Here is a 19,726-nt window from a genome sequence, read left to right on the forward strand (position 1 = left end):
GCCGATGGCTCTTTTAAATATGTAAAAGTTCCGTAGGAACGACGAATTTTGTAGCAACGGATTTTAATCCGTTGGTAATGAAATGAAATATGGAATTTCAATCCATTGGTTTTATTAAAAAACAACAATGAAAAATAAATTTTACGCCTACATACAAAATTTGCAAGACCAAATCGTCGCAGGATTGGAAGCGGTTGATGGTCAAGCCCAATTTAAAGAAGATCTTTGGAAACGTCCAGAAGGTGGTGGTGGACGAACGCGCGTAATAGAAAACGGAGCAGTTTTTGAGAAAGGTGGAGTAAATATCTCAGCCGTTCATGGAAAATTACCAGATTCTATGCAAAAACTATTCAACGTAGGCGAAGCTGATTTTTTTGCCTGTGGACTGAGTTTAGTTATTCATCCTAAAAGCCCCATGGTACCAACCGTTCACGCAAACTGGCGCTATTTCGAAATGTATGATGACAACGGAAATGTAATCCAACAGTGGTTTGGCGGCGGACAAGATTTAACGCCTTATTATTTGTTTGAAGAAGATGCAACCCATTTTCATCAAACTTGTAAAACCGCTTGTGACAAACACAATCCTGAGTTTTATCCAAAATATAAAAAGCAATGTGATGCCTATTTTTGGAATGCGCATCGCAATGAAGCTCGTGGAATAGGGGGATTATTCTTTGATTACTGCAAAGCAACTCCAGAAATGTCAATGGAAAACTGGTTTAATTTTGTTTCCGAAGTGGGTAATAGCTTTCTTCAAGCTTACGTTCCAATAGTTGAAAAAAGAAAAAATTTAGCTTACACACCAGAGCAAAAAACCTGGCAGGAAATTCGTCGTGGCCGATATGTAGAATTCAATTTGGTTCACGACAAAGGCACTTTATTTGGATTAAAAACTAACGGAAGAATTGAATCCATTTTGATGTCTTTGCCACCGCATGTTCAGTGGGTATATGACCATCATCCCGAAGCAGGAAGCGAAGAAGAAAAATTAATTAATATATTAGAAAAACCTGTTGATTGGGTTTAGTATAAAACAACAAATCCCTGGAAATCCAGGGATTTGTTGTTTTTAAAACTATTGTATTATTTCATTTCCTGAACAGCATCTAAAAATTGTAAAATGATATTTTTGTCTTTTTGAGTTGAATTCAATTGCATATCAAAACTAAACGTATTCTTTTTAAGCTTTTTAGGCGAGTGCATTTCCAAGCTATTAAAATGATGACTTAGCTTTATATATTTATCATTATCTGCGGATTGTTTATTAGACTGCTCGTTTTGATAAACTTTAGCTAATTCTTCAAAATCAACAGCTCCCATTAACGAATTTTTCTTCAATTCACGTTTAACATCTTTCGCAAAATCAGCATTTGATTTACCGTTAAAATCATCCGAAATATTTCCTATAACAATTACATCTTTATCTTTTAAAACAAAAACAGCACCGTATTCTGAGGTTTTTGTGAAATAATATAAATCACCATCCGCTTTTAAGAATCCTTTTCGAATACCTAAATTAATTAGTTTATCGCCAAAAGTAGGATGGGTTGACGTAAATACCATTGAAAAAAGCGGAATAGATTTGGTAGTTGTTTTTTCTACTTCTTTACGCTCATAATTTTCATCGTACTCAAAAGTCTTCTTTGTAACTTCTTTGTTGGTCATATCTTGAAAAAACAGGCTAAAATCGCCATCAAACAAAGTAGAAGTAGCTTCTTCATCAACCAAAGTTGTGATTAAGTCCATTATTAACGTTACATCTTCTTTAAATTCTGATTTTCCTCCAAAAATTTGATTTGTAAACGATGGAACACTGGTTAATATTTCTTTTGTATTTAGATGATAAGACAAATAAGCTAGCGGTTTTTGTGTTGGAAAATACGAATAAACCTTTTTATTGATTTTTCTATTCGTTATTTTTTGCATTATTTTCGCCATTTCTTCATTGTATTCAATGGTTTCTTCCAGTCGAACATTATCATTATCGAAATAAGCATTCAAATTAATTCCTTTTACAAAATCACCAAATTGGTATTGCTTAGGGAAATAATTGTTTAAACTAGATAAAGCACTCAAAGCACCATACATTTTTTTAGTACTTTCTAAAAATGAACTGTAATTTACCCAGGCAGAAATATCCGCTTTAGCATTTATTTTATCTGAATATGGAGCGACAAATCCTTTATCAAATAATGATTTTACAAACTCTTCCTGACTTTCTGTTTGCTGTTTTTCAAAGGTTGCTTTTTTAGTTAAATAAGAGTTGTATGATTGATCTGTTTCTTCAAAATCATTATCTTCAGCTGTATTTTCAAAACCGTCTTCAATAATAACAGGGCTTTCATCTGAAGGTGCTGGCAAAGGTGGAGCTACACTAATATAATCGGTATAATTTAATCTATTGGTAATTTCAAAAATTACCATATAATCCTTATTCCAGGCAATTGTCCCTTTTTTACCAAGCGAATCTGATTTAACCATAGAAAAATTTTCAAATTCTATGATTTCTGTTATTTGCTCATTTGCTGTTGAATCTTTGCTTTCCTTTTTACGAAGCAAAATTTCCTTTAATAATTCGCTATTTTTTAACGGAATTGTAACTTGAGTAAACGAAATACTGTCTGTAAAATTTCCATAGAAAGTCACGTTTTGATTCAAATTCAAAACAGCATCCAGTTCTTTTATAGTAAATACTTCCTTTTTTTTATCAAAACTTTTAAGTAACGAATGATTTAAAACATCAGTAACACTAACTTTTTGAGACAATTGATCCCCGTTGTATTGCACAAAAAAATCATAATCATTCGTATTTATCTGTGCAAAAGAAAAAGTACCGAAAAGTAAAAAAAGTAGGTAAAAAGAGCGTTTCATAAATTTATAAATTAATTGTATTATTCATTAAAATGGGATTTTGGAGCACATCATAAACGCTTTGTTTTAAGAAAATCGTTTTTTGATTTTTAGACAATTTACTTTTAGCATTCCCCACCGTTTTGATATTTTTATCAAAAGTGTAAATAGCAATAATATTTGCTGCTTGTAAATCAGATTTCTTTTTCGGGTCGTTAGCTAATTTTTCTGGTATTGGATAATTGGCTTTTCTTGCAAAACCACCAGATTCTGTAGGTAAAAAATGTATTTTATCTTTTTGTTTGTTAATCGAATTCATCACTAAATTGAGTGCTTTTAGATTTTTATAATCCAGATTGATTGTAAAAATAAAATCATCAAAATTAGTTGACGTTCGAACATTTGAAATCCCTTCAATTGCAGATGCCATTTTCTTAAAATCCTCTAATTTCTTAGTGATTTCTGCTTCATCAGGAATTTTTACTCCATCTACTTCTTCTAAAAAAATAGCCGATTTTGTTTTTAACCATGATTTAGAAAAATCAATCATAAGTGAATACTCACCACTTTGATCATCATGGTGTTTAATACGTTCGGTGATTTCAAAACAACTTGTCAATAAAAAACAAATTGCCATAATAAGAATTTTCTTCATTTTACAAAAATAATACTATTTTTTAGAACCTAAAATTTTAAGCTGTTATTCTATGAAATTGATCCAAAATTAAGCATTTGTTATGATTTTTATCAGTTCAATTTAGGCGAAAGTTCCTTAACTTTGGCGCATTAAAAAAACAATATTCATCAATTTGATATCAATCATAGATTAGCAATTGTTAATCTAAAATCATAAATCATTATGTTCCCATTACAAAGAGGCAGAAGATTAAGAACCAACGAATCCATTCGTTCTTTAGTGCGTGAAACCAGTTTAAGTCCTTCAGATTTTATGTTTCCCATGTTTATTGCCGAAGGCGAAAATGTACAAGTAGAAATTCCATCAATGCCAGGAATCTTCCGTCGTTCAATTGATTTAACGGTAAAAGAAGTTCTGGAATTATTCGATTTAGGCATTCGTGCTGTAAATATTTACGTAAAAGTATCTGAGAATTTAAAAGACAATACAGGAAAAGAAGCTTGGAACAAAGACGGATTGATGCAAAATGCCATTCGTGCCATTAAAACTGCCTGTCCAGAAATGATTGTGATGCCAGATGTAGCCTTAGATCCCTACTCTATTTATGGCCATGACGGAATTATTACGAATGGCGATGTGGAGAACGATTCGACTAACGATGCCTTAGTAAAAATGGCAGTTTCTCATGCTGAAGCCGGTGCCGATTTTGTAGCACCATCAGACATGATGGACGGAAGAGTTTTAAGATTACGCCAAGGTTTAGACGCTGCAGGTTTTAATAATGTGGGAATCATGAGTTATTCGGCTAAATATGCTTCGGCATTTTACGGACCTTTTCGTGATGCTTTGGACTCTGCACCAAGAGAAGCTGATGTAGTAGTTCCAAAAGATAAAAAAACATACCAAATGGACTATGCTAATCGCATTGAAGCAATTAAAGAAGCGTTGTGGGATGTAGAAGAAGGTGCTGATATGGTAATGGTAAAACCAGGAATTGCGTATTTAGACATCGTTAGAGAAGTTAAAAACGCGGTGAATGTTCCAGTAACGGTTTATCATGTTTCTGGCGAATACGCCATGATTAAAGCCGCTGCCGAAAGAGGCTGGTTAGACAATGACAAAATTATGATGGAACAATTAATGTGTATAAAACGCGCTGGAGCGAGTTTGATTTCTACTTATTTTGCTAAAGAAGCTGCCATTATTCTAAATCAAAAATAAAAACTAACATGAAAAAATTAGCAATAATAGCACTAGCTATCCTTTCCTTTTCTTGTAAGAAAGAAAGTCAGGAATCTTTTGGAAATGAAACACAAGCCGTTGCAGAAGAAAAAGAATTAGCTCCTGAAGAATTAGGGAAAATAATTTTTGAAAGTAAAGGAAACTGTATTTCTTGCCATCAAGTGGACAGTAAAACCATTGGGCCAAGCATGCAGGAAATTGCCAAAATTTATAAAGAAAAGAATGGCAACATGGTGGCTTTCTTAAAAGGCGAAAGCGAGGCTATTGTAGATCCTTCTCAATCTGCATTAATGCAAGCCAACATCGAATTAACAAAAACATTTTCTGATAAAGAATTACAAGGTTTAGAAGCTTATATCAATTCTTCTTTGAAGTAAACATAAATTAAAAAAACAGAAAACCCATTCAATGTTCTGAATGGGTTTTCTGTTTTTTTAATAATCATCTTTGCAGACTTTGCGAAAACTTTCTGCTCTTTGCGGTTAAATCACTTAATCCCTCCAAAAGCCCCAAAACAAGCATTTTTATGTAAAATTTCGGTGCTTGAAAAACCTACTTTTTTCATCAAATCCAATTGATAACTCATTGATCGCGGCGTATCTTCTTTTTCGATATAATCAAAAACTTTTTGCTGGTACTCTTCATCTCCATGTTGCTTCAAATAATTAGCATACATTTTCCAAACCAATTCATTGACACCTTCATGATCTTGAATTAACAAATCAGATATCAAGAAACAACCGCCAGGCGTTAAACTATCATACAATTTTTGGAATACCATTTCCCAATCCGAATCTTCTCGTAAATGATGCAAAACTGCTGCAGCTAAGATAATGTCAAAATGATTTTTAGGCAATTCGATGTCACGGATATCACCTTGAATGATTTCGACTTTGGCTGTTGTAGCTTCAGAAACACGCTCAAAAGCTTTGTTCAACATATTCTGACTCAAATCAACCAAAGTACAATCCAAATTAGGCACTTTAGACAACATTTTCAACGTATAATTTCCCGCTCCACAGCCCAAATCTAAAATAGTTTTCGCTTGCGGTTTTACAGCTCTTGCGGTACAGGTAATCAATTCTAATGCAATTTTAGCATCCATTGTGGCTACTTGCCCTGTTTCTAAATTCGAGAAACGTTCTACCTCTTTGTCAAAACGTTCTCTGATTTCTGTTACTGTTGATTTTTTCATAATTCTTGGGTTTTTTACAAACCTATCATTTTTATATATGTCATAAAAATGCTTATTTTGTCAATTATTAATACCTAAAAAGTATTTATGGAATTACGTCACTTAAAATATTTCCTCAAATTAGCCGAAGAACTGAGTTTTGTTCGCGCTGCCGATAAACTATTTATTTCTCAGCCTCCATTGAGTCGGCAGATTAAAGAATTAGAAATCGAACTCGGAGCTACACTTTTTGAGCGAAATAACAAACGTGTAATTCTTACTGATGCTGGAAAATTTTATCAAAAAGAGATTCAGGAATTGCTTAAAAATTTAGAACGCATCAACATTCAAACGAAAAAAATTAGTGAGAATCAAAGTGGTGAATTTCGGATAGCTTATGTGAGTTCCACTTTTTCGGGAGATATTTCTAAACTGATACAATTTTTATCTGCTCAATATCCTTATGTCAATTTTAGATTGTATGAAGTGCCAAGTGTCAAGCAAATTGCAGCTTTAGAAGAAGGAAAAATTGATTTTGGAATCATCCGTTCGCCTTTGCATTCGCCAAAAATCGACTCCAAATTATGGTACAAAGACAGTTTTTCATTGGTTTTCAATCGAAATAATTACAATATTTCTTCCGAAGCCGATTTAGAAACCTTAAAAACCGCCACCTTTGTATTTTTTAACAAACAATATGCACCTTATTTTTACGATGCTTTGTTAGAAATTTGTGCGCAATATGGTTTTAATCCTAAGGTAGTTCATGAATCTAATAACATTTCGTCCATTATTCAATTGGTCAAAAACGGTTTGGGAATTTCAATTGTGCCTACAGCTATTATGAAAAGTCATAATTATCCCGAATTAGGATTTGTTGAACTCAAGAAAACAGCACTTTTTACCGATATTTTATTGGCTACGCCAAAAGGAAATCCATCGGAGATTTCACAAGCAGCAATCGAATTTTTAACGGAACAAAATCTAAAAAATGATCACTAACGAAAAAGAAACTGCTTATATCCAAACGCCTTTAGGTATTGCCGAAATTACAGGCGATGAAAACGGTATTTCGGTCATTTCCATAGCTGATGATGGAAAAATTTCAGAAATAATTCCAACCGCTCTACAAGAAGCTGTAACACAACTTCAGGAATATTTTGAAGAAAAGAGAACCCATTTTAATTTTAAAATAAATCCCAAAGGAACTGAATTTCAGCAGAAAGTTTGGCAGGCTTTACTCGAAATTCCATTTGGAAAAACCTGTAGCTATATGGATTTGTCAAAGAAACTTGGCGATGTAAAAGCCATTCGCGCTGTGGCTTCCGCCAATGGAAAAAACCCGCTTTGGATTGTAGTTCCCTGTCATCGTGTAATTGGGACTGATGGTTCACTTACAGGTTATGCTGGTGGTTTGTGGCGAAAAAAATGGTTATTAGAACACGAAAATCCTACAAATCAGCAAAGTTTGTTTTAGTTTTTGATTATATTTAAACATTCAAGCGCATTTTCAAATTTCCAAATGGCATTATGATAGAAAAAATAAACCTCAACAACATACTTTTTCTGGATATTGAAACCGTACCAGAAACAGAAGATTTCAATTCTTTAGATCCAGAGATGCAGTCTTTGTACGAGCAAAAAACACAATACCAACGCAGAGATGATTTTTCAGCAGAAGAATTTTATGATCGAGCGGGAATTTGGGCCGAATTTGGAAAAATTATCTGTATTTCTGTTGGTTTTTTTGCCAATAAAAATGACATTCGAAACTTTAGAGTAACCTCCTTTTTTGGAGAAGAAAAGAAAATTCTGCACGATTTTAGTAATTTACTGAACAATCATTTCAATCAACCGCAACATATTTTGTGTGGGCATAATGCTAAAGAATTTGACATTCCGTTTATCGCTCGACGCATGATTATCAACCAAATTGTAATTCCGAATAAACTGAATTTATTTGGCAAAAAACCATGGGAAATTCCGCATCTGGATACTTTAGAATTGTGGAAATTTGGCGATTATAAACACTTCACTTCTTTAAAATTAATGTGTAAAGTCCTCGGAATTCCTTCTCCAAAAGGCGATATCGACGGCAGTCAGGTAGGTCATGTTTTTTATGTGGATAAAGACATTGACAGAATTGTAACCTATTGCGAAAAAGACACCATCGCCGTAGCACAGATTTTTCTTCGTCTAAGAAGAGAAGATTTATTAATTGACGATGAGATTATTCATGTTTAAATTTCAATAGCAATAACAAAAATCAAACTCAATATTAATAAACAACTTTTTTTTTCTCATTGAAATTGATTTTTGCCATTGCAATTGTCATTTCAATTGATTTATTACATTTACAAAAATTATAGATTATGGTATTGAGTAGATTTTGGTTGGTGATTTTTATTTCATCAATTGTTTTTATTGTAGTGAGTTTATTTTCAGGAAACAGTTATACTATTGATTTTGTGCTCAACGGTAAGAAAGACGATCCTATTTTAATTTCCGAAAAATACATCGATCAAATGCCTGCTTTTATAAAAGACAGCATCGAAAAATCTCCTGATAAAACGATGGTAATCAATACTATTACCTCAAATCCAGATACCACTTATGTATATTCGGCAAAAACGGTTAAAATTTATAGTGGAGTTCAAAAATCAGATGGACTATTGCCTACTTGTAAAAGCACTTTAATTGATTTAATACTTCCGCTTATTGCTTATTTGGCTTTTTTCTGTGGCTTGATGGAGCTATTAATCATTTCTGGAGCATCTGGAAAATTGGCTATTGTTTTGAGTCCCGTTTTTGTAAAAGTATTTCCTAGCATTCCTAAAAACCATCCGTCGATATCCTATATGACCTTAAATTTTGCTGCGAATTTCTTGGGATTAGATTCGGCTGCGACTCCTTTTGGACTGAAAGCTATGGAAAGTTTACAAGAACTCAATCCCGAAAAAGACAAAGCAAGTGATGCCCAAATTATGTTTATGTGTTTGCACGCATCGGGTCTAACCTTAATTGCAACTTCTATTATTGGTTATCGCGCAGCAGCTGGTGCGGCAAATCCTGCCGATGTAATGTTGCCTTGTATCATTACCTCTTTTATAGGTACCATTGCTGCTTTTCTTATTGTTGGAGCGAAACAAAAAATTAATTTCAAAAGTGCATCTTTAGTATTGGCCTTAATCACATTAATTGCAGCAATCATCGGTTTATTGATGTATGTAAATCATTTGGATTTAATTGGAAAAAACTATTTTACGTCTAATCTTTCGAGTTTGATATTGATAGCAATTATTGCTTTTACTTTGGTGTTTTCATTCATCAAAGAGAAGAAATTTGCTGATGCAAATACTACTGTTTTTGATGCTTTTGTGGTGGGAGCTAATAATGGTGTTAAAACGGGAGTGGTTATTTTTCCTTATGTTTTAGGAATGTTAGTAGCCATATCGTTGTTTAGAAATAGTGGTTTATTCGAAATTATCAGCAGCTGGATTGCTTTTCTTTTCTCTAATATGGGTGTCAATAAACAAATTACAGATGCTTTGCCAGTAGCATTACTAAGACCGTTTAGTTCAGCTGGATCACGAGGGTTTTTGATTGATTCGATGAATACTTTTGGTGCTGATTCCATGACAGGAAGATTAAGCAGTATTTTTCAATGTAGTGCCGAAAGTACTTTTTACGTTATTGCGGTATATTTTGGATCAGTAAATATCAAAAATACCCGATACGCTTTGCCAATAATGTTGTTAGTTGATTTAATTTGTGTGATTACCGCTATTTTCGTGGCGAGCTGGTTTTTTTAAATCGAATGTTTTTGTTTACAACGGATTAAAATCCGTTGATGATATAAAATGATAAAATTGAATTCCGTAGGAACGGTTCATAAAAAAACCAAATTATGGCAAATACCTATCATCAAGTATATATCCAGATTGTTTTTGCGGTAAAATATCGTGAAGCAGTTATTACTAGTGAATGGAAATCTATATTATTTGGTGTAATTGGTAATTTGATAAATGAAAGTGGTTGTAAAACAATCATTGTAAATGGAGTTGAAGATCACGTTCACTGTTTTTTAGGTCTTAAACCTACAGTCTCTATTTCGGAATTAATGAAAACCGTTAAAGCTAAATCGTCAAAATATATTAATGATCATCATTTAACCAAATCAAGATTCGAATGGCAAGAAGGTTATGGTGCGTTTTCTTATGGACATTCTCAAATTAATGTAGTTTACAACTATATTGCTAATCAAGAAGAACACCATAAAAAACAAACTTTCAAGGAAGAATATCTAGCGTTTTTAGATAAATTTGAAGTACCATTTGATGAAAGATATATTTTTGAAGATTTGATATAAATATGTCCCGAGCCTATGGCTCTCATTGGATTGAGTTTGATTATTTTCAACGGATTAAAATCCGTTGTTACAGTATTTGTCGTTCCTACGGAACTTTCACATTTAACACATATCATAGAGCCATAGGCTCGAAACATTTTGTAGCAACGGATTTTAATCCGTTGATAAAACGAAATAATAAGAAACGAAGTTCCGTAGGAACGGAACATTTTATAAATTATAATTTATCCATAAAATAATAATCCTAGGTTTTTTAATCTATTTTTCATTCTTTTGATCTGAACAAAAAATTATCATTTATTAACCATTAAACCAATTAAAAAAATGTCAAAATATACTAAATACATCGCTATAGGATTGATGCTTTTATTTTTACTTACTAGTTTATTATCTTAAATTTTATCAAAACACATTTACTTAATATGAAATATTCATTTCTTGCTATTATCACTGTATTTTTTATGTCATGCAGTAATGATTCCGACAAGTTGATAGATTATAGTGCGCAAAATGAGGCTGAAATCCAAGCTTATATCGCAGAAAATGATTTGGATGCACAAAGAACAAGTTCTGGTTTGTATTACGTAATCAATGAAGAAGGAACTGGAAAAAGACCTACTGCAACTTCAGTAATTACTGTATCCTACAAAGGGTATTATACAGATAAAACTATTTTTGACCCAGGCAGTACAACTGGAGTTACTTTTAATTTACAACAAGTAATTAAAGGGTGGATTGAAGGCATTCCTTTCTTTAAAGAAGGCGGAAGTGGTATTCTGTTAATTCCAGCACATTTAGCTTATGGAAGTAAGGATTATCAAAAAGTTCCTGGGGGGTCTGTTTTAATTTTTGAAATTAAATTATTGGCGGTTGAATTTAGTGCTACTAATGATGCTCAAATTGTAAAATACATTAGTGATAATCAATTAAATGCTACAAAAACAGAATCTGGTTTGTATTATGTTATTGACGAAGCGGGAACTGGAAAACAACCTACATCAACCTCAAATGTTACTGTGGCCTACAAAGGTTATTTTACAAATAAAACTGTTTTTGACCCAGGCAGCTCAACTGGAATTTCATTGAATTTGCAACAAGTAATTAAAGGCTGGACGGAAGGAATTCCGTATTTTAAAGAAGGAGGAAGCGGAAAACTTTTGATTCCTGCTACTTTGGGCTATGGCAGTTACAATTACAATTCTATTCCAGGCGGTTCGGTATTAATATTTGATATCAAACTCATTTCGGTTAATTAAAAATGTCAAAATACACTAAATACATCGCTATAGCATTGATGATTCTATTTTTAGTTACTAGTTTGTTAGGCTAAAATCATCATTTTCTTTACTAAAAAAACACTTTTTTTGAGTTAGTATTCACCAAATCAGAGCCTTTTTGATTGTTGATATTTAAAAAAAAAGTGTTTTTTAGTACTAATCCCATCCAGCAAAGACTGCTGCCGCGGCAAATATTTTTTATATTTGTCAAAAAAAAAAAATAAAATACCAATGGACTTTATATATCAGGATCCTTATCCAATTTTAAAAGACGATACCCAATACCGAAAAATTACTTCTGACTACGTAAAAGTAGAAAAATTAGGCGATAGAGAAATCTTAACCGTTGATCCAAAAGGACTAGAATTGCTTTCGCAGGAAGCAATGAAAGACGTTTCTTTTATGCTGCGAACTTCACATTTAGAAAAACTAAAAGCTATTCTTGATGATCCTGAAGCAACGGATAACGACCGATTTGTAGCATACAATTTATTGCAAAATGCTGCAGTAGCCATTGATGGTGAATTGCCTTCTTGTCAGGATACAGGAACGGCGATTGTAATGGCTAAAAAAGGAGAAAATGTATATACTGGTGTCGATGATGCCGAATGGCTTTCTAAAGGGATTTTTAACACCTACCAGGAAAGAAATCTTCGTTATTCGCAAATTGTGCCCATTAGTATGTTTGAAGAAAAGAATTCAGGTTCTAATCTTCCAGCCCAAATTGATATTTATTCGAAAAAAGGAGCTTCTTATGAGTTCTTATTTTTAGCAAAAGGTGGAGGTTCTGCAAACAAAACCTATTTGTACCAACAAACAAAATCCTTGTTGAATGAAAAATCTATGGATGCTTTCATTCGTGCAAAAATCATGGATTTAGGAACTTCTGCTTGTCCGCCGTATCACTTGGCTTTAGTGATTGGAGGAACTTCTGCCGAAGCAAATTTAGCAACCGTTAAAAAAGCATCTGCAGGTTATTTTGATAATTTACCAACTACGGGAAACATGGCAGGTCAGGCTTTCCGTGATATCGAATGGGAAAAAAGAGTGCAACGCATTTGTCAGGAGAGTGCCATTGGAGCGCAATTTGGAGGAAAATATTTTACGCATGATGTTCGTGTAATCCGTTTGCCTCGTCACGCAGCTTCTTGTCCGGTTGGATTAGGAGTTTCTTGTTCAGCTGATAGAAATATCAAAGGTAAAATTACCAAAGATGGTATTTTTGTAGAGCAATTAGAAGTAAATCCAAAACGATTATTGCCTGAAACACCACCACATTTAGAAGCAGCAGTTGAGATTGATTTAAACCAACCAATGGCTGATATTCTTAAAAAATTATCGCAATATCCAATTAAAACGCGTTTGAAATTAAACGGAACTTTGATTGTAGCTCGTGATATTGCACACGCAAAAATCAAAGAATTATTAGACGCAGGTAAACCAATGCCAGAATACTTTAAAAATCACCCGGTATATTATGCAGGTCCTGCAAAAACGCCAGAAGGAATGCCTTCAGGTAGTTTTGGACCAACAACTGCTGGTCGAATGGATGTTTATGTCGAAGAATTCCAGAAAAATGGCGGAAGTATGGTGATGCTTGCCAAAGGAAACAGAACGAAAGATGTTATGAACGCTTGTAAAACTTACGGAGGATTTTATTTGGGTTCTGTAGGTGGACCAGCAGCAATTCTGGCTCAGGATAATATTTTAAAAGTAGAAGTAGTTGATTTTGAAGAATTAGGTATGGAAGCTGTTCGTAAAATCACAGTAAAAGATTTCCCTGCTTTTATTATTACTGATGATAAAGGAAATGATTTCTTTGAGAATTTATAGCGTTTAACCGCAGAGAATACACTGTTTTCTAACCGCAGACTCGCAGATTAATTTAAAATCTGCGAGTCTGCGGTTTCTTTTTAATAAAAAACGGTTACTATGAGGCTAGCAAACTCCCACAAATTCCTAATCCAATTAGTAAATATAAAGCAGCTAAAATAAAAAATACTTTTGCCGCTTTAGAATTGTTTTTCTTCACTGCAAAACCTATAATAGCTAATAAAACTGGTGGTCCAATCATTATTAGTACTAAAATAAGAAATAATCCATCCAAATTTCCCACTTCTAATGCTATCATACTTTAAAATTTAATTTCATTACGTAATTCTTCTAATCGCGCTATTTTATCATCTCTATAAAACAAATTCATCGTTTCAAACGGAATTATTTTGTTATCCTTATTAACAATATGCACACATGATTTTTTTATAGCTCTAACATCAAAATTATAAGCGTCAATAAATTGCATAATGATGATTCTGAATAAATTATCATAACCTAAATTAGGTGCATCAATATTAGGCAAACAACACATTATGGATTTTAAATTTTCTTCAGCAACTTCAACCGAATTTCCAGTGCTGAATAATTCAATCATTTTTTCTTGAAGTACATTGTCTTGTTCGTAAATGATAGTGTTTTTGCTATTATCCAATAAATCATTCGGATTAATATAGCGTGTTAACGGAAATACCTCATCACCTAATTTCAAAGCATAACCCATAACCAAAGCATCTGGATTACAAGGCACAGGCAACAAATCATCAGGATTAAAAATAGTGGTTTGTTCCAAAATTTTCCTTCGCACTTCGGTTAAAGTCATTCTATCCGTTTCGGGATTGAAGTTTTCTAATCTTCCCGCAATTTGCGTAGGTTGAAACGTAACTCCACGAATGCACTTTTGTTGTAAAGCATACTCAATTATTTTTCCAATTTCGTTATCATTTAAACCTTTTTGTAATGTAACAACTAAAGTTGTAGAAAGATTAAGTTCGTTCAGGTTTTCAATAGCTTGTTTTCTTATATCATTTAAATCTGCACCTCTTAATTCTTGTAAAACACTATTTTCAAAAGAATCAAATTGCAAATAAATTTCAAAATCTGGACTGTAGGCTTTTAAACGTTTCGCAAATTCTTTGTCTTTAGCAATTTTAATTCCATTCGTGTTTAACATCAAATGTCTAATGGGAAGTGATTTGGCATAATCCATAATCTCAAAAAAATGCGGATGAATGGTTGGTTCTCCTCCGCTAATTTGAACGACATCTGGTTCTTTTTCATTTAGAACAATGGTATCTAACATGGTCTTTACCTCATCTAATGTTCTATGTCTACCATAAGTTGGTGAAGAGCTTGCATAACATGTTGGACAAGTCAAATTACATCTATCCGTAACTTCAATAACTGTTAAACAGGAATGTTGCTCATGATCTGGACACAAACCACAATCATACGGACAACCGTAATCCGTTTTAGTATTGAATTTAAAAGGAGTTTCAGAAGGTTTATTATAATTTCTTATGTTTTTATAATACGGAATATCATCAGCAATCAATACTTTAGATTTTCCGTGTTCCGGACAACGTTTTAGCATATAAACTTTATCGTTTTCAAAAACAATTTTAGCATCAATTCGTTTTAAGCATTCTGGACAAAGGCTTAAAGTATAATCGTAATAAGTATAACTTCTAACGGGCATTTTTGAATAAATTTAAAATTGTTTTGTAATAATAAAGCAAACAAATTAGGCATAAAATCTGGATGGAACTTAATCCTAATATAAAAAAGATATTAGGTTTCAAAAACTCAATAAAAAATCGAAACGCAAAATAACTAATCATAAAATATTGAAATAACAATCCACTTCTTAAATTTCTTTGTTTCAATTTCCATAAAAATAGAAATAAAAGAATAAGAAATAGTAATTCATAAAGTGCAATTGGATGCCTTTTTAAACCATCACCCAAATCCATTCCTGCAATAAAAGTGGTTACTTTACCATAAGTAAACTCATTCATTCCAGATAAAAAACAACCTATTCTTCCAATAAAAATCCCCAAAAGAATTGGAAAAACAAATAAGTCACCCGAAGATTGTTTTTCACCAATGATTTTTTTGGCAATTTCAACACCTAAAAGTCCACCAAACAAACCACCCATTATTGTTTTTGAATTCAAAATGGTTACAAAAACAGAAATATCAGTGATAAAAACTGGATTTTCAAAAACGGCTACAATTCTTGAACCTAAAAAAGCTCCTAAGGCTGCACCTAATATTATCGAAAGTCGGTTGGAGTTTGGAATGACATCAATAGAACGTTTCCTTAAAAAAACATAATATCTAAAAGCTAAAAAAAAAGCTAAATATTCAAGAATAAGATGAATATTGATTTTATAACCTGTAATAATTGGTTCAAACGGAATCTCCATATTTTAATCAATTACCATCTCTGGAATTTCGCCTTCAATAATCAAATTAGCTTCGGTAGAAGCAATGATATCTTCAACTGAAACCCCTGGCGCGCATTCTAAGAGCTTAAAACCTTTTGGAGTTACTTCCAGAACAGCAAGCTCGGTTACGACTTTTTTAACGCAGCCCACGCCTGTTAATGGTAAAGTACATTTTTTTAGAATTTTAGATTCTCCTGCTTTGTTGACGTGCATCATGGCCACGATAATATTTTCGGCAGAAGCTACTAAATCCATCGCACCGCCCATTCCTTTGACCATTTTACCTGGAATTTTCCAATTAGCAATATCGCCGTTTTCGGAAACTTCCATTGCACCAAGAATGGTCAAATCAACATGCTGTCCACGTATCATTCCAAAACTGGTTGCCGAGTCAAAAAAACTGGCTCCTGGCAATGTAGTTATGGTTTGTTTTCCCGCATTAATTAAATCGGCGTCTTCTTCGCCCTCAAAAGGAAACGGACCCATTCCTAAAACACCATTTTCGCTTTGAAATTCGACGTTTATTGCTTCAGGTATATAGTTAGCCACCAAAGTCGGAATTCCTATCCCTAAATTGACATAATAGCCGTCTTGGAGTTCTTGAGCAATTCGTTTTGCGATATCTTCTTTTGTTAAAGCCATAATTTTATTTTTGAAACATCTAAGTCATATAAGTTTTTTATAATTTGAATATTCTTAAATTATAAAAATTAAGTCCATATAATTTTTCCCAAACTGAATACTAAAAAATCGACCACTGACCACTATTTTCTCTCTCGAACAGTTCTCTTCTCAATTCTCTTCTCATATTTCTCACCTTGAAAAATGCGCTGCACAAAGATTCCTGGAATATGAATTTGATTGGGATCTAAAGTTCCTGCTTCGACCAATTCTTCGACTTCGGCGATGGTTATTTTTGCTGCTCCGGCCATTACAGGATTGAAGTTTCGGGCGGTTCCTTTAAAAATTAGATTTCCAGCAGTATCACCTTTCCATGCTTTTACAATAGCAAAATCAGCTTTGAAAGCTAATTCCATTACGTGCATTTTTCCGTTAAATTCTCGGGTTTCTTTACCTTCAGCAACTTCTGTTCCAAAACCAGCTGGTGTAAAAAAAGCAGGAATTCCAACTTGGGCGGCACGACAGCGTTCGGCAAGTGTACCTTGTGGAAGTAATTCTACGTCCAGTTCGCCAGTAAGCATTTGACGTTCGAATTCGGCATTTTCGCCCACATAAGAAGAAATCATTTTTTTGATTTGTTTTTTATGCAACAATAACCCCAAACCAAAATCATCCACTCCAGCATTATTGGAAATACAAGTCAGATTTTTGATTTCTTTTTGTACCAATTCGGCAATGGAATTCTCAGGAATGCCACACAATCCAAAACCACCTAACATAAGTGTCGCATTATCCTGAACATCATGCAATGCTTCCTGAACTGAATTTACTTTTTTATTAATCATAACGAAATAGATTGCTTTTGATTCTTAAAAATAAGGCTTTATTTTCAAATGAAGAAAAAATAGTAGCATTCGTTAATAAACAAAAAAAAGCCTCCATTAAATTTGGAGGCTCTATTTTCAGTTTTTAAAATTCAAATTCGTCTGTATCCTGGATAACAGCCGTAGTATCTTTTATTTTTGGCGCTTGATAACAATCTACTTTTATAGAAAGATTCGCAGGTCGGTCAAATGGTTTTTTGGATACTTTTAGTTCGGGATCTTGGTAACACAATTTCATAAAATAACCCCAAACTGGTAATGCGGCTGTAGCACCTTGTCCGTAAGTTATACTTTTAAAACGTGCCGAACGATCCTCGCATCCTACCCAAACTCCAGTTACTAAATTTGGAACCATTCCCATAAACCATCCATCCGATTGGTTTTGAGTGGTACCTGTTTTTCCTGCAATTGGATTAGTCAAACTATAAGGATATCCAGTCCATCTATGATCGCCATTTCCTCCATATGTTGATCTCAATCTGGAACCAGAACCTCCTTCAACAACTCCTTCTAGCAATTTTACAACTGCAAAAGCAATGTCTTTATTCAAAACATCATGTGATTCTGGTATTGGCTCGTAGATAACTACTCCACTCTTATCTTCTATTCGAGACAAAAATTGAGGTTTATTGTATACTCCTTGATTTGCAAATGTACTATAAGCAGCCACCATTTCTTCAACAGTAATATCTACTGCTCCAAGTGCTATCGAAGGTTGTGCAGGAATATCGGTTTTAACTCCTAATTTGTGGGTTAATTTTATAACAGCCTCTGGTCCTACTTTGTCAATTAATTTAGCCGAAACAGTGTTTATCGAACTTGCCAATGCTTTTTTCAAAGTTACCATTCCTAGGTAAGTATTATTAGAATTCCTAGGAGTCCAAGTTGCTGTAACATGATGACGTCCTACAGGAATAGTAAATGGTGCATCGATAATAGAATCACAAGGGGACATATTTAACTGTTCAATAGCCGTTGCGTAAACAAAAGGTTTAAAAGTAGAACCTACTTGTCTAGCTCCTTGTGCTACGTGATCGTATTGAAAATATTTGTAATTGATTCCGCCCACCCAAGCTTTTATATTTCCGGTTTGTGGTTCCATTGCCATCAAACCTGCTTGTAAAAAGTGTTTGTAATAACGAATGGAATCCATAGGAGTCATCAATGTATCTTTTTCTCCTTTCCAGGTAAAAACAGTCATCTTTGTTTTTTTATTGAAAGATTCAATAATTTCATCTTCGCTTTTATCCATGGATTTCATCACATACCAACGGTTTGAAGCCTTCATGGCTTGCATTAAAATACGGTTAGTTTCTTTCTCCGAAATATTAACAAAAGGCGCATTTTTATTGGTTTTAGACTGAATAAAAAACTCTTCTTGTAAATTAGCCATGTGAGCTGCTACTGCTTCTTCTGCATGCAATTGCATTCTTGAATCGATAGTAGTATGAATTTTCAATCCATCTTTGTAAATATCATAATCTGAACCATCAGCTTTTTTATTCGTTTCTGCCCATTTTTTCATGTAATCACGTAAGTATTCTCTGAAATAAGTGGCCATTCCTTCACGATGACTTTCTAATTTGAAATGCAGCGTAATTGGTAAAGCTTGTAATCTTTCTTTTTCTGCACTAGAAATCATCTTCGCTTTTTCCATTTGTGCTAAAACCACATTTCTACGGTTTTTTACTCCCACAGGGTTTCTAACTGGATTGTACAAACCTGAATTCTTAAACATTCCCACTAAAATAGCCGATTCGTCTACGGTTAATTGTTTTGGAGTTTTAGAAAAATAAGTATGTGCCGCCGAGCTTACTCCTACTGCATAGTTTCCAAAATCATAGACATTACAATACATAGCAAGAATCTCATTTTTAGTATATTGTCTTTCTAAACGAATGGCAATAATCCATTCTTTTGCTTTTTGAACAATACGAAAAGGTAGAAATTTAGAACCTTCGCCATGAAACAATTGTTTGGCTAATTGTTGGGTTAACGTACTTGCTCCACCGTTAGTTCCTAAACTTAATGCCGCTCTTAATGTACCTCTACCGTCAATACCTGAGTGTTCATAAAAACGCTCATCTTCAGTGGCCACCAATGCATCTACTAGATTTTTTGGCAAATCAGAATATTTTAATTGCGAACGATTGGTTTGAAAATATTTTCCAATAACCACACCATCAGAAGAAATAACTTCGGTTGCCAAATTAGAATCTGGATTTTCTAAGTCTTCAAAAGAAGGCATAGAACCAAAAAGTCCCCAGGATGCAAAAAGGAAAAAAAGAACAATCGCTCCCATTCCATATATGAAAAGCTTCCAGAACTTCTTGGTATAAGATTTAAAATCTTGATTGGTATTATTTGTTTTTTTATTAGTTGCCAT

General features: G+C 33.5%; 18 protein-coding genes and 1 pseudogene. 10 read left to right on the forward strand and 9 right to left on the reverse strand.

Annotated elements, in window-relative coordinates:
- Window positions 1-127 precede the first annotated feature (127 nt).
- The gene (hemF, locus tag AAGV33_RS06225; protein WP_373391097.1) at window positions 128-1,030 is read left to right on the forward strand and encodes an oxygen-dependent coproporphyrinogen oxidase; all 903 of its coding nucleotides are present in this window, start codon (window positions 128-130) and stop codon (window positions 1,028-1,030) included.
- 56 nt (window positions 1,031-1,086) lie between these two features.
- On the opposite strand, the gene AAGV33_RS06230 is transcribed toward hemF, so the two are convergent.
- Entirely contained in the window at window positions 1,087-2,874 is a 1,788-nt protein-coding gene (locus AAGV33_RS06230; RefSeq protein WP_373391098.1) for a hypothetical protein, read from the reverse strand.
- A gap of 4 nt (window positions 2,875-2,878) precedes the next feature.
- Window positions 2,879-3,508 carry a hypothetical protein gene (locus AAGV33_RS06235; protein WP_373391099.1) on the reverse strand — a complete coding sequence of 210 codons (630 nt, stop codon included), beginning with the start codon at window positions 3,506-3,508 and terminating at the stop codon, window positions 2,879-2,881.
- Window positions 3,509-3,712: 204 nt separating this feature from the next.
- Here AAGV33_RS06235 and hemB point away from each other — a divergent pair, with 204 nt between their 5' ends.
- Complete coding sequence (gene hemB / locus AAGV33_RS06240; RefSeq protein ID WP_373391100.1) at window positions 3,713-4,711, forward strand: porphobilinogen synthase; 999 nt, start codon at window positions 3,713-3,715, stop codon at window positions 4,709-4,711.
- Between the two features lie 8 nt (window positions 4,712-4,719).
- Window positions 4,720-5,109 (forward strand): c-type cytochrome, encoded by a 390-nt coding sequence (locus AAGV33_RS06245; protein WP_373391101.1) that lies wholly within the window; start codon window positions 4,720-4,722, stop codon window positions 5,107-5,109.
- 110 nt (window positions 5,110-5,219) lie between these two features.
- On the opposite strand, the pseudogene AAGV33_RS06250 reads toward AAGV33_RS06245, so the two are convergent.
- A pseudogene (locus AAGV33_RS06250) lies at window positions 5,220-5,972 on the reverse strand (class I SAM-dependent methyltransferase); the annotation flags it as partial.
- 42 nt (window positions 5,973-6,014) lie between these two features.
- Between AAGV33_RS06250 and AAGV33_RS06255 the strand changes: the two are divergent.
- The 7 genes from AAGV33_RS06255 (at window position 6,015) to AAGV33_RS06285 (ending at window position 13,385) form a co-directional block, all read left to right on the forward strand.
- The gene (locus tag AAGV33_RS06255) at window positions 6,015-6,908 is read left to right on the forward strand and encodes a LysR family transcriptional regulator (protein WP_373391102.1); all 894 of its coding nucleotides are present in this window, start codon (window positions 6,015-6,017) and stop codon (window positions 6,906-6,908) included.
- Complete coding sequence (locus AAGV33_RS06260) at window positions 6,898-7,383, forward strand: methylated-DNA--[protein]-cysteine S-methyltransferase (RefSeq protein WP_373391103.1); 486 nt, start codon at window positions 6,898-6,900, stop codon at window positions 7,381-7,383. Before AAGV33_RS06255 ends, AAGV33_RS06260 begins: the two co-directional genes overlap by 11 nt.
- A gap of 53 nt (window positions 7,384-7,436) precedes the next feature.
- Window positions 7,437-8,150, forward strand: coding sequence for a 3'-5' exonuclease (locus AAGV33_RS06265; protein ID WP_373391104.1), 714 nt, complete (start codon window positions 7,437-7,439; stop codon window positions 8,148-8,150).
- A gap of 128 nt (window positions 8,151-8,278) precedes the next feature.
- Window positions 8,279-9,718 carry a nucleoside recognition domain-containing protein gene (locus tag AAGV33_RS06270; RefSeq protein ID WP_373391106.1) on the forward strand — a complete coding sequence of 480 codons (1,440 nt, stop codon included), beginning with the start codon at window positions 8,279-8,281 and terminating at the stop codon, window positions 9,716-9,718.
- A 95-nt stretch (window positions 9,719-9,813) separates the two neighbouring features.
- Window positions 9,814-10,275, forward strand: coding sequence for an IS200/IS605 family transposase (gene tnpA, locus AAGV33_RS06275; RefSeq protein WP_373391107.1), 462 nt, complete (start codon window positions 9,814-9,816; stop codon window positions 10,273-10,275).
- Window positions 10,276-10,697: 422 nt separating this feature from the next.
- On the forward strand, window positions 10,698-11,531 hold the full coding sequence (locus tag AAGV33_RS06280) for an FKBP-type peptidyl-prolyl cis-trans isomerase (protein WP_373391108.1): 834 nt from the start codon (window positions 10,698-10,700) through the stop codon (window positions 11,529-11,531).
- A 252-nt stretch (window positions 11,532-11,783) separates the two neighbouring features.
- Entirely contained in the window at window positions 11,784-13,385 is a 1,602-nt protein-coding gene (locus tag AAGV33_RS06285; RefSeq protein WP_373391109.1) for a fumarate hydratase, read from the forward strand.
- 97 nt (window positions 13,386-13,482) lie between these two features.
- Here AAGV33_RS06285 and AAGV33_RS06290 read toward each other — a convergent pair whose 3' ends face one another.
- The 6 genes from AAGV33_RS06290 to AAGV33_RS06315 form a co-directional block, all read right to left on the reverse strand.
- Window positions 13,483-13,683 carry a hypothetical protein gene (locus AAGV33_RS06290; protein ID WP_373391110.1) on the reverse strand — a complete coding sequence of 67 codons (201 nt, stop codon included), beginning with the start codon at window positions 13,681-13,683 and terminating at the stop codon, window positions 13,483-13,485.
- A 3-nt stretch (window positions 13,684-13,686) separates the two neighbouring features.
- Window positions 13,687-15,084 (reverse strand): radical SAM protein, encoded by a 1,398-nt coding sequence (locus AAGV33_RS06295; RefSeq protein WP_373391111.1) that lies wholly within the window; start codon window positions 15,082-15,084, stop codon window positions 13,687-13,689.
- Window positions 15,074-15,814, reverse strand: a complete 741-nt coding sequence (locus tag AAGV33_RS06300; protein WP_373391112.1) for a prolipoprotein diacylglyceryl transferase family protein — start codon at window positions 15,812-15,814, stop codon at window positions 15,074-15,076. Before AAGV33_RS06300 ends, AAGV33_RS06295 begins: the two co-directional genes overlap by 11 nt.
- A gap of 3 nt (window positions 15,815-15,817) precedes the next feature.
- Window positions 15,818-16,477, reverse strand: coding sequence for a CoA transferase subunit B (locus AAGV33_RS06305; protein WP_373391113.1), 660 nt, complete (start codon window positions 16,475-16,477; stop codon window positions 15,818-15,820).
- Window positions 16,478-16,599: 122 nt separating this feature from the next.
- Window positions 16,600-17,301 carry a CoA transferase subunit A gene (locus AAGV33_RS06310; RefSeq protein WP_373391114.1) on the reverse strand — a complete coding sequence of 234 codons (702 nt, stop codon included), beginning with the start codon at window positions 17,299-17,301 and terminating at the stop codon, window positions 16,600-16,602.
- Between the two features lie 124 nt (window positions 17,302-17,425).
- Entirely contained in the window at window positions 17,426-19,726 is a 2,301-nt protein-coding gene (locus AAGV33_RS06315; RefSeq protein WP_373391115.1) for a penicillin-binding protein 1A, read from the reverse strand.

Source organism: Flavobacterium magnesitis (genome assembly GCF_041729735.1).
GTDB lineage: Bacteria > Bacteroidota > Bacteroidia > Flavobacteriales > Flavobacteriaceae > Flavobacterium > Flavobacterium magnesitis.

Coding starts and splice junctions, on each gene's coding strand:
- AAGV33_RS06235 (WP_373391099.1), bottom strand. CDS start 3,508: ATGAAGAAAATTCTTATTATGGCAATTTGTTTTTTATTGACAAGTTGT.
- AAGV33_RS06300 (WP_373391112.1), bottom strand. CDS start 15,814: ATGGAGATTCCGTTTGAACCAATTATTACAGGTTATAAAATCAATATT.
- tnpA (WP_373391107.1), top strand. CDS start 9,814: ATGGCAAATACCTATCATCAAGTATATATCCAGATTGTTTTTGCGGTA.
- AAGV33_RS06295 (WP_373391111.1), bottom strand. CDS start 15,084: ATGCCCGTTAGAAGTTATACTTATTACGATTATACTTTAAGCCTTTGT.
- AAGV33_RS06305 (WP_373391113.1), bottom strand. CDS start 16,477: ATGGCTTTAACAAAAGAAGATATCGCAAAACGAATTGCTCAAGAACTC.
- AAGV33_RS06315 (WP_373391115.1), bottom strand. CDS start 19,726: ATGGCAACTAATAAAAAAACAAATAATACCAATCAAGATTTTAAATCT.
- AAGV33_RS06230 (WP_373391098.1), bottom strand. CDS start 2,874: ATGAAACGCTCTTTTTACCTACTTTTTTTACTTTTCGGTACTTTTTCT.
- hemF (WP_373391097.1), top strand. CDS start 128: ATGAAAAATAAATTTTACGCCTACATACAAAATTTGCAAGACCAAATC.
- AAGV33_RS06285 (WP_373391109.1), top strand. CDS start 11,784: ATGGACTTTATATATCAGGATCCTTATCCAATTTTAAAAGACGATACC.
- hemB (WP_373391100.1), top strand. CDS start 3,713: ATGTTCCCATTACAAAGAGGCAGAAGATTAAGAACCAACGAATCCATT.
- AAGV33_RS06245 (WP_373391101.1), top strand. CDS start 4,720: ATGAAAAAATTAGCAATAATAGCACTAGCTATCCTTTCCTTTTCTTGT.
- AAGV33_RS06270 (WP_373391106.1), top strand. CDS start 8,279: ATGGTATTGAGTAGATTTTGGTTGGTGATTTTTATTTCATCAATTGTT.
- AAGV33_RS06265 (WP_373391104.1), top strand. CDS start 7,437: ATGATAGAAAAAATAAACCTCAACAACATACTTTTTCTGGATATTGAA.
- AAGV33_RS06280 (WP_373391108.1), top strand. CDS start 10,698: ATGAAATATTCATTTCTTGCTATTATCACTGTATTTTTTATGTCATGC.
- AAGV33_RS06310 (WP_373391114.1), bottom strand. CDS start 17,301: ATGATTAATAAAAAAGTAAATTCAGTTCAGGAAGCATTGCATGATGTT.
- AAGV33_RS06290 (WP_373391110.1), bottom strand. CDS start 13,683: ATGATAGCATTAGAAGTGGGAAATTTGGATGGATTATTTCTTATTTTA.
- AAGV33_RS06255 (WP_373391102.1), top strand. CDS start 6,015: ATGGAATTACGTCACTTAAAATATTTCCTCAAATTAGCCGAAGAACTG.
- AAGV33_RS06260 (WP_373391103.1), top strand. CDS start 6,898: ATGATCACTAACGAAAAAGAAACTGCTTATATCCAAACGCCTTTAGGT.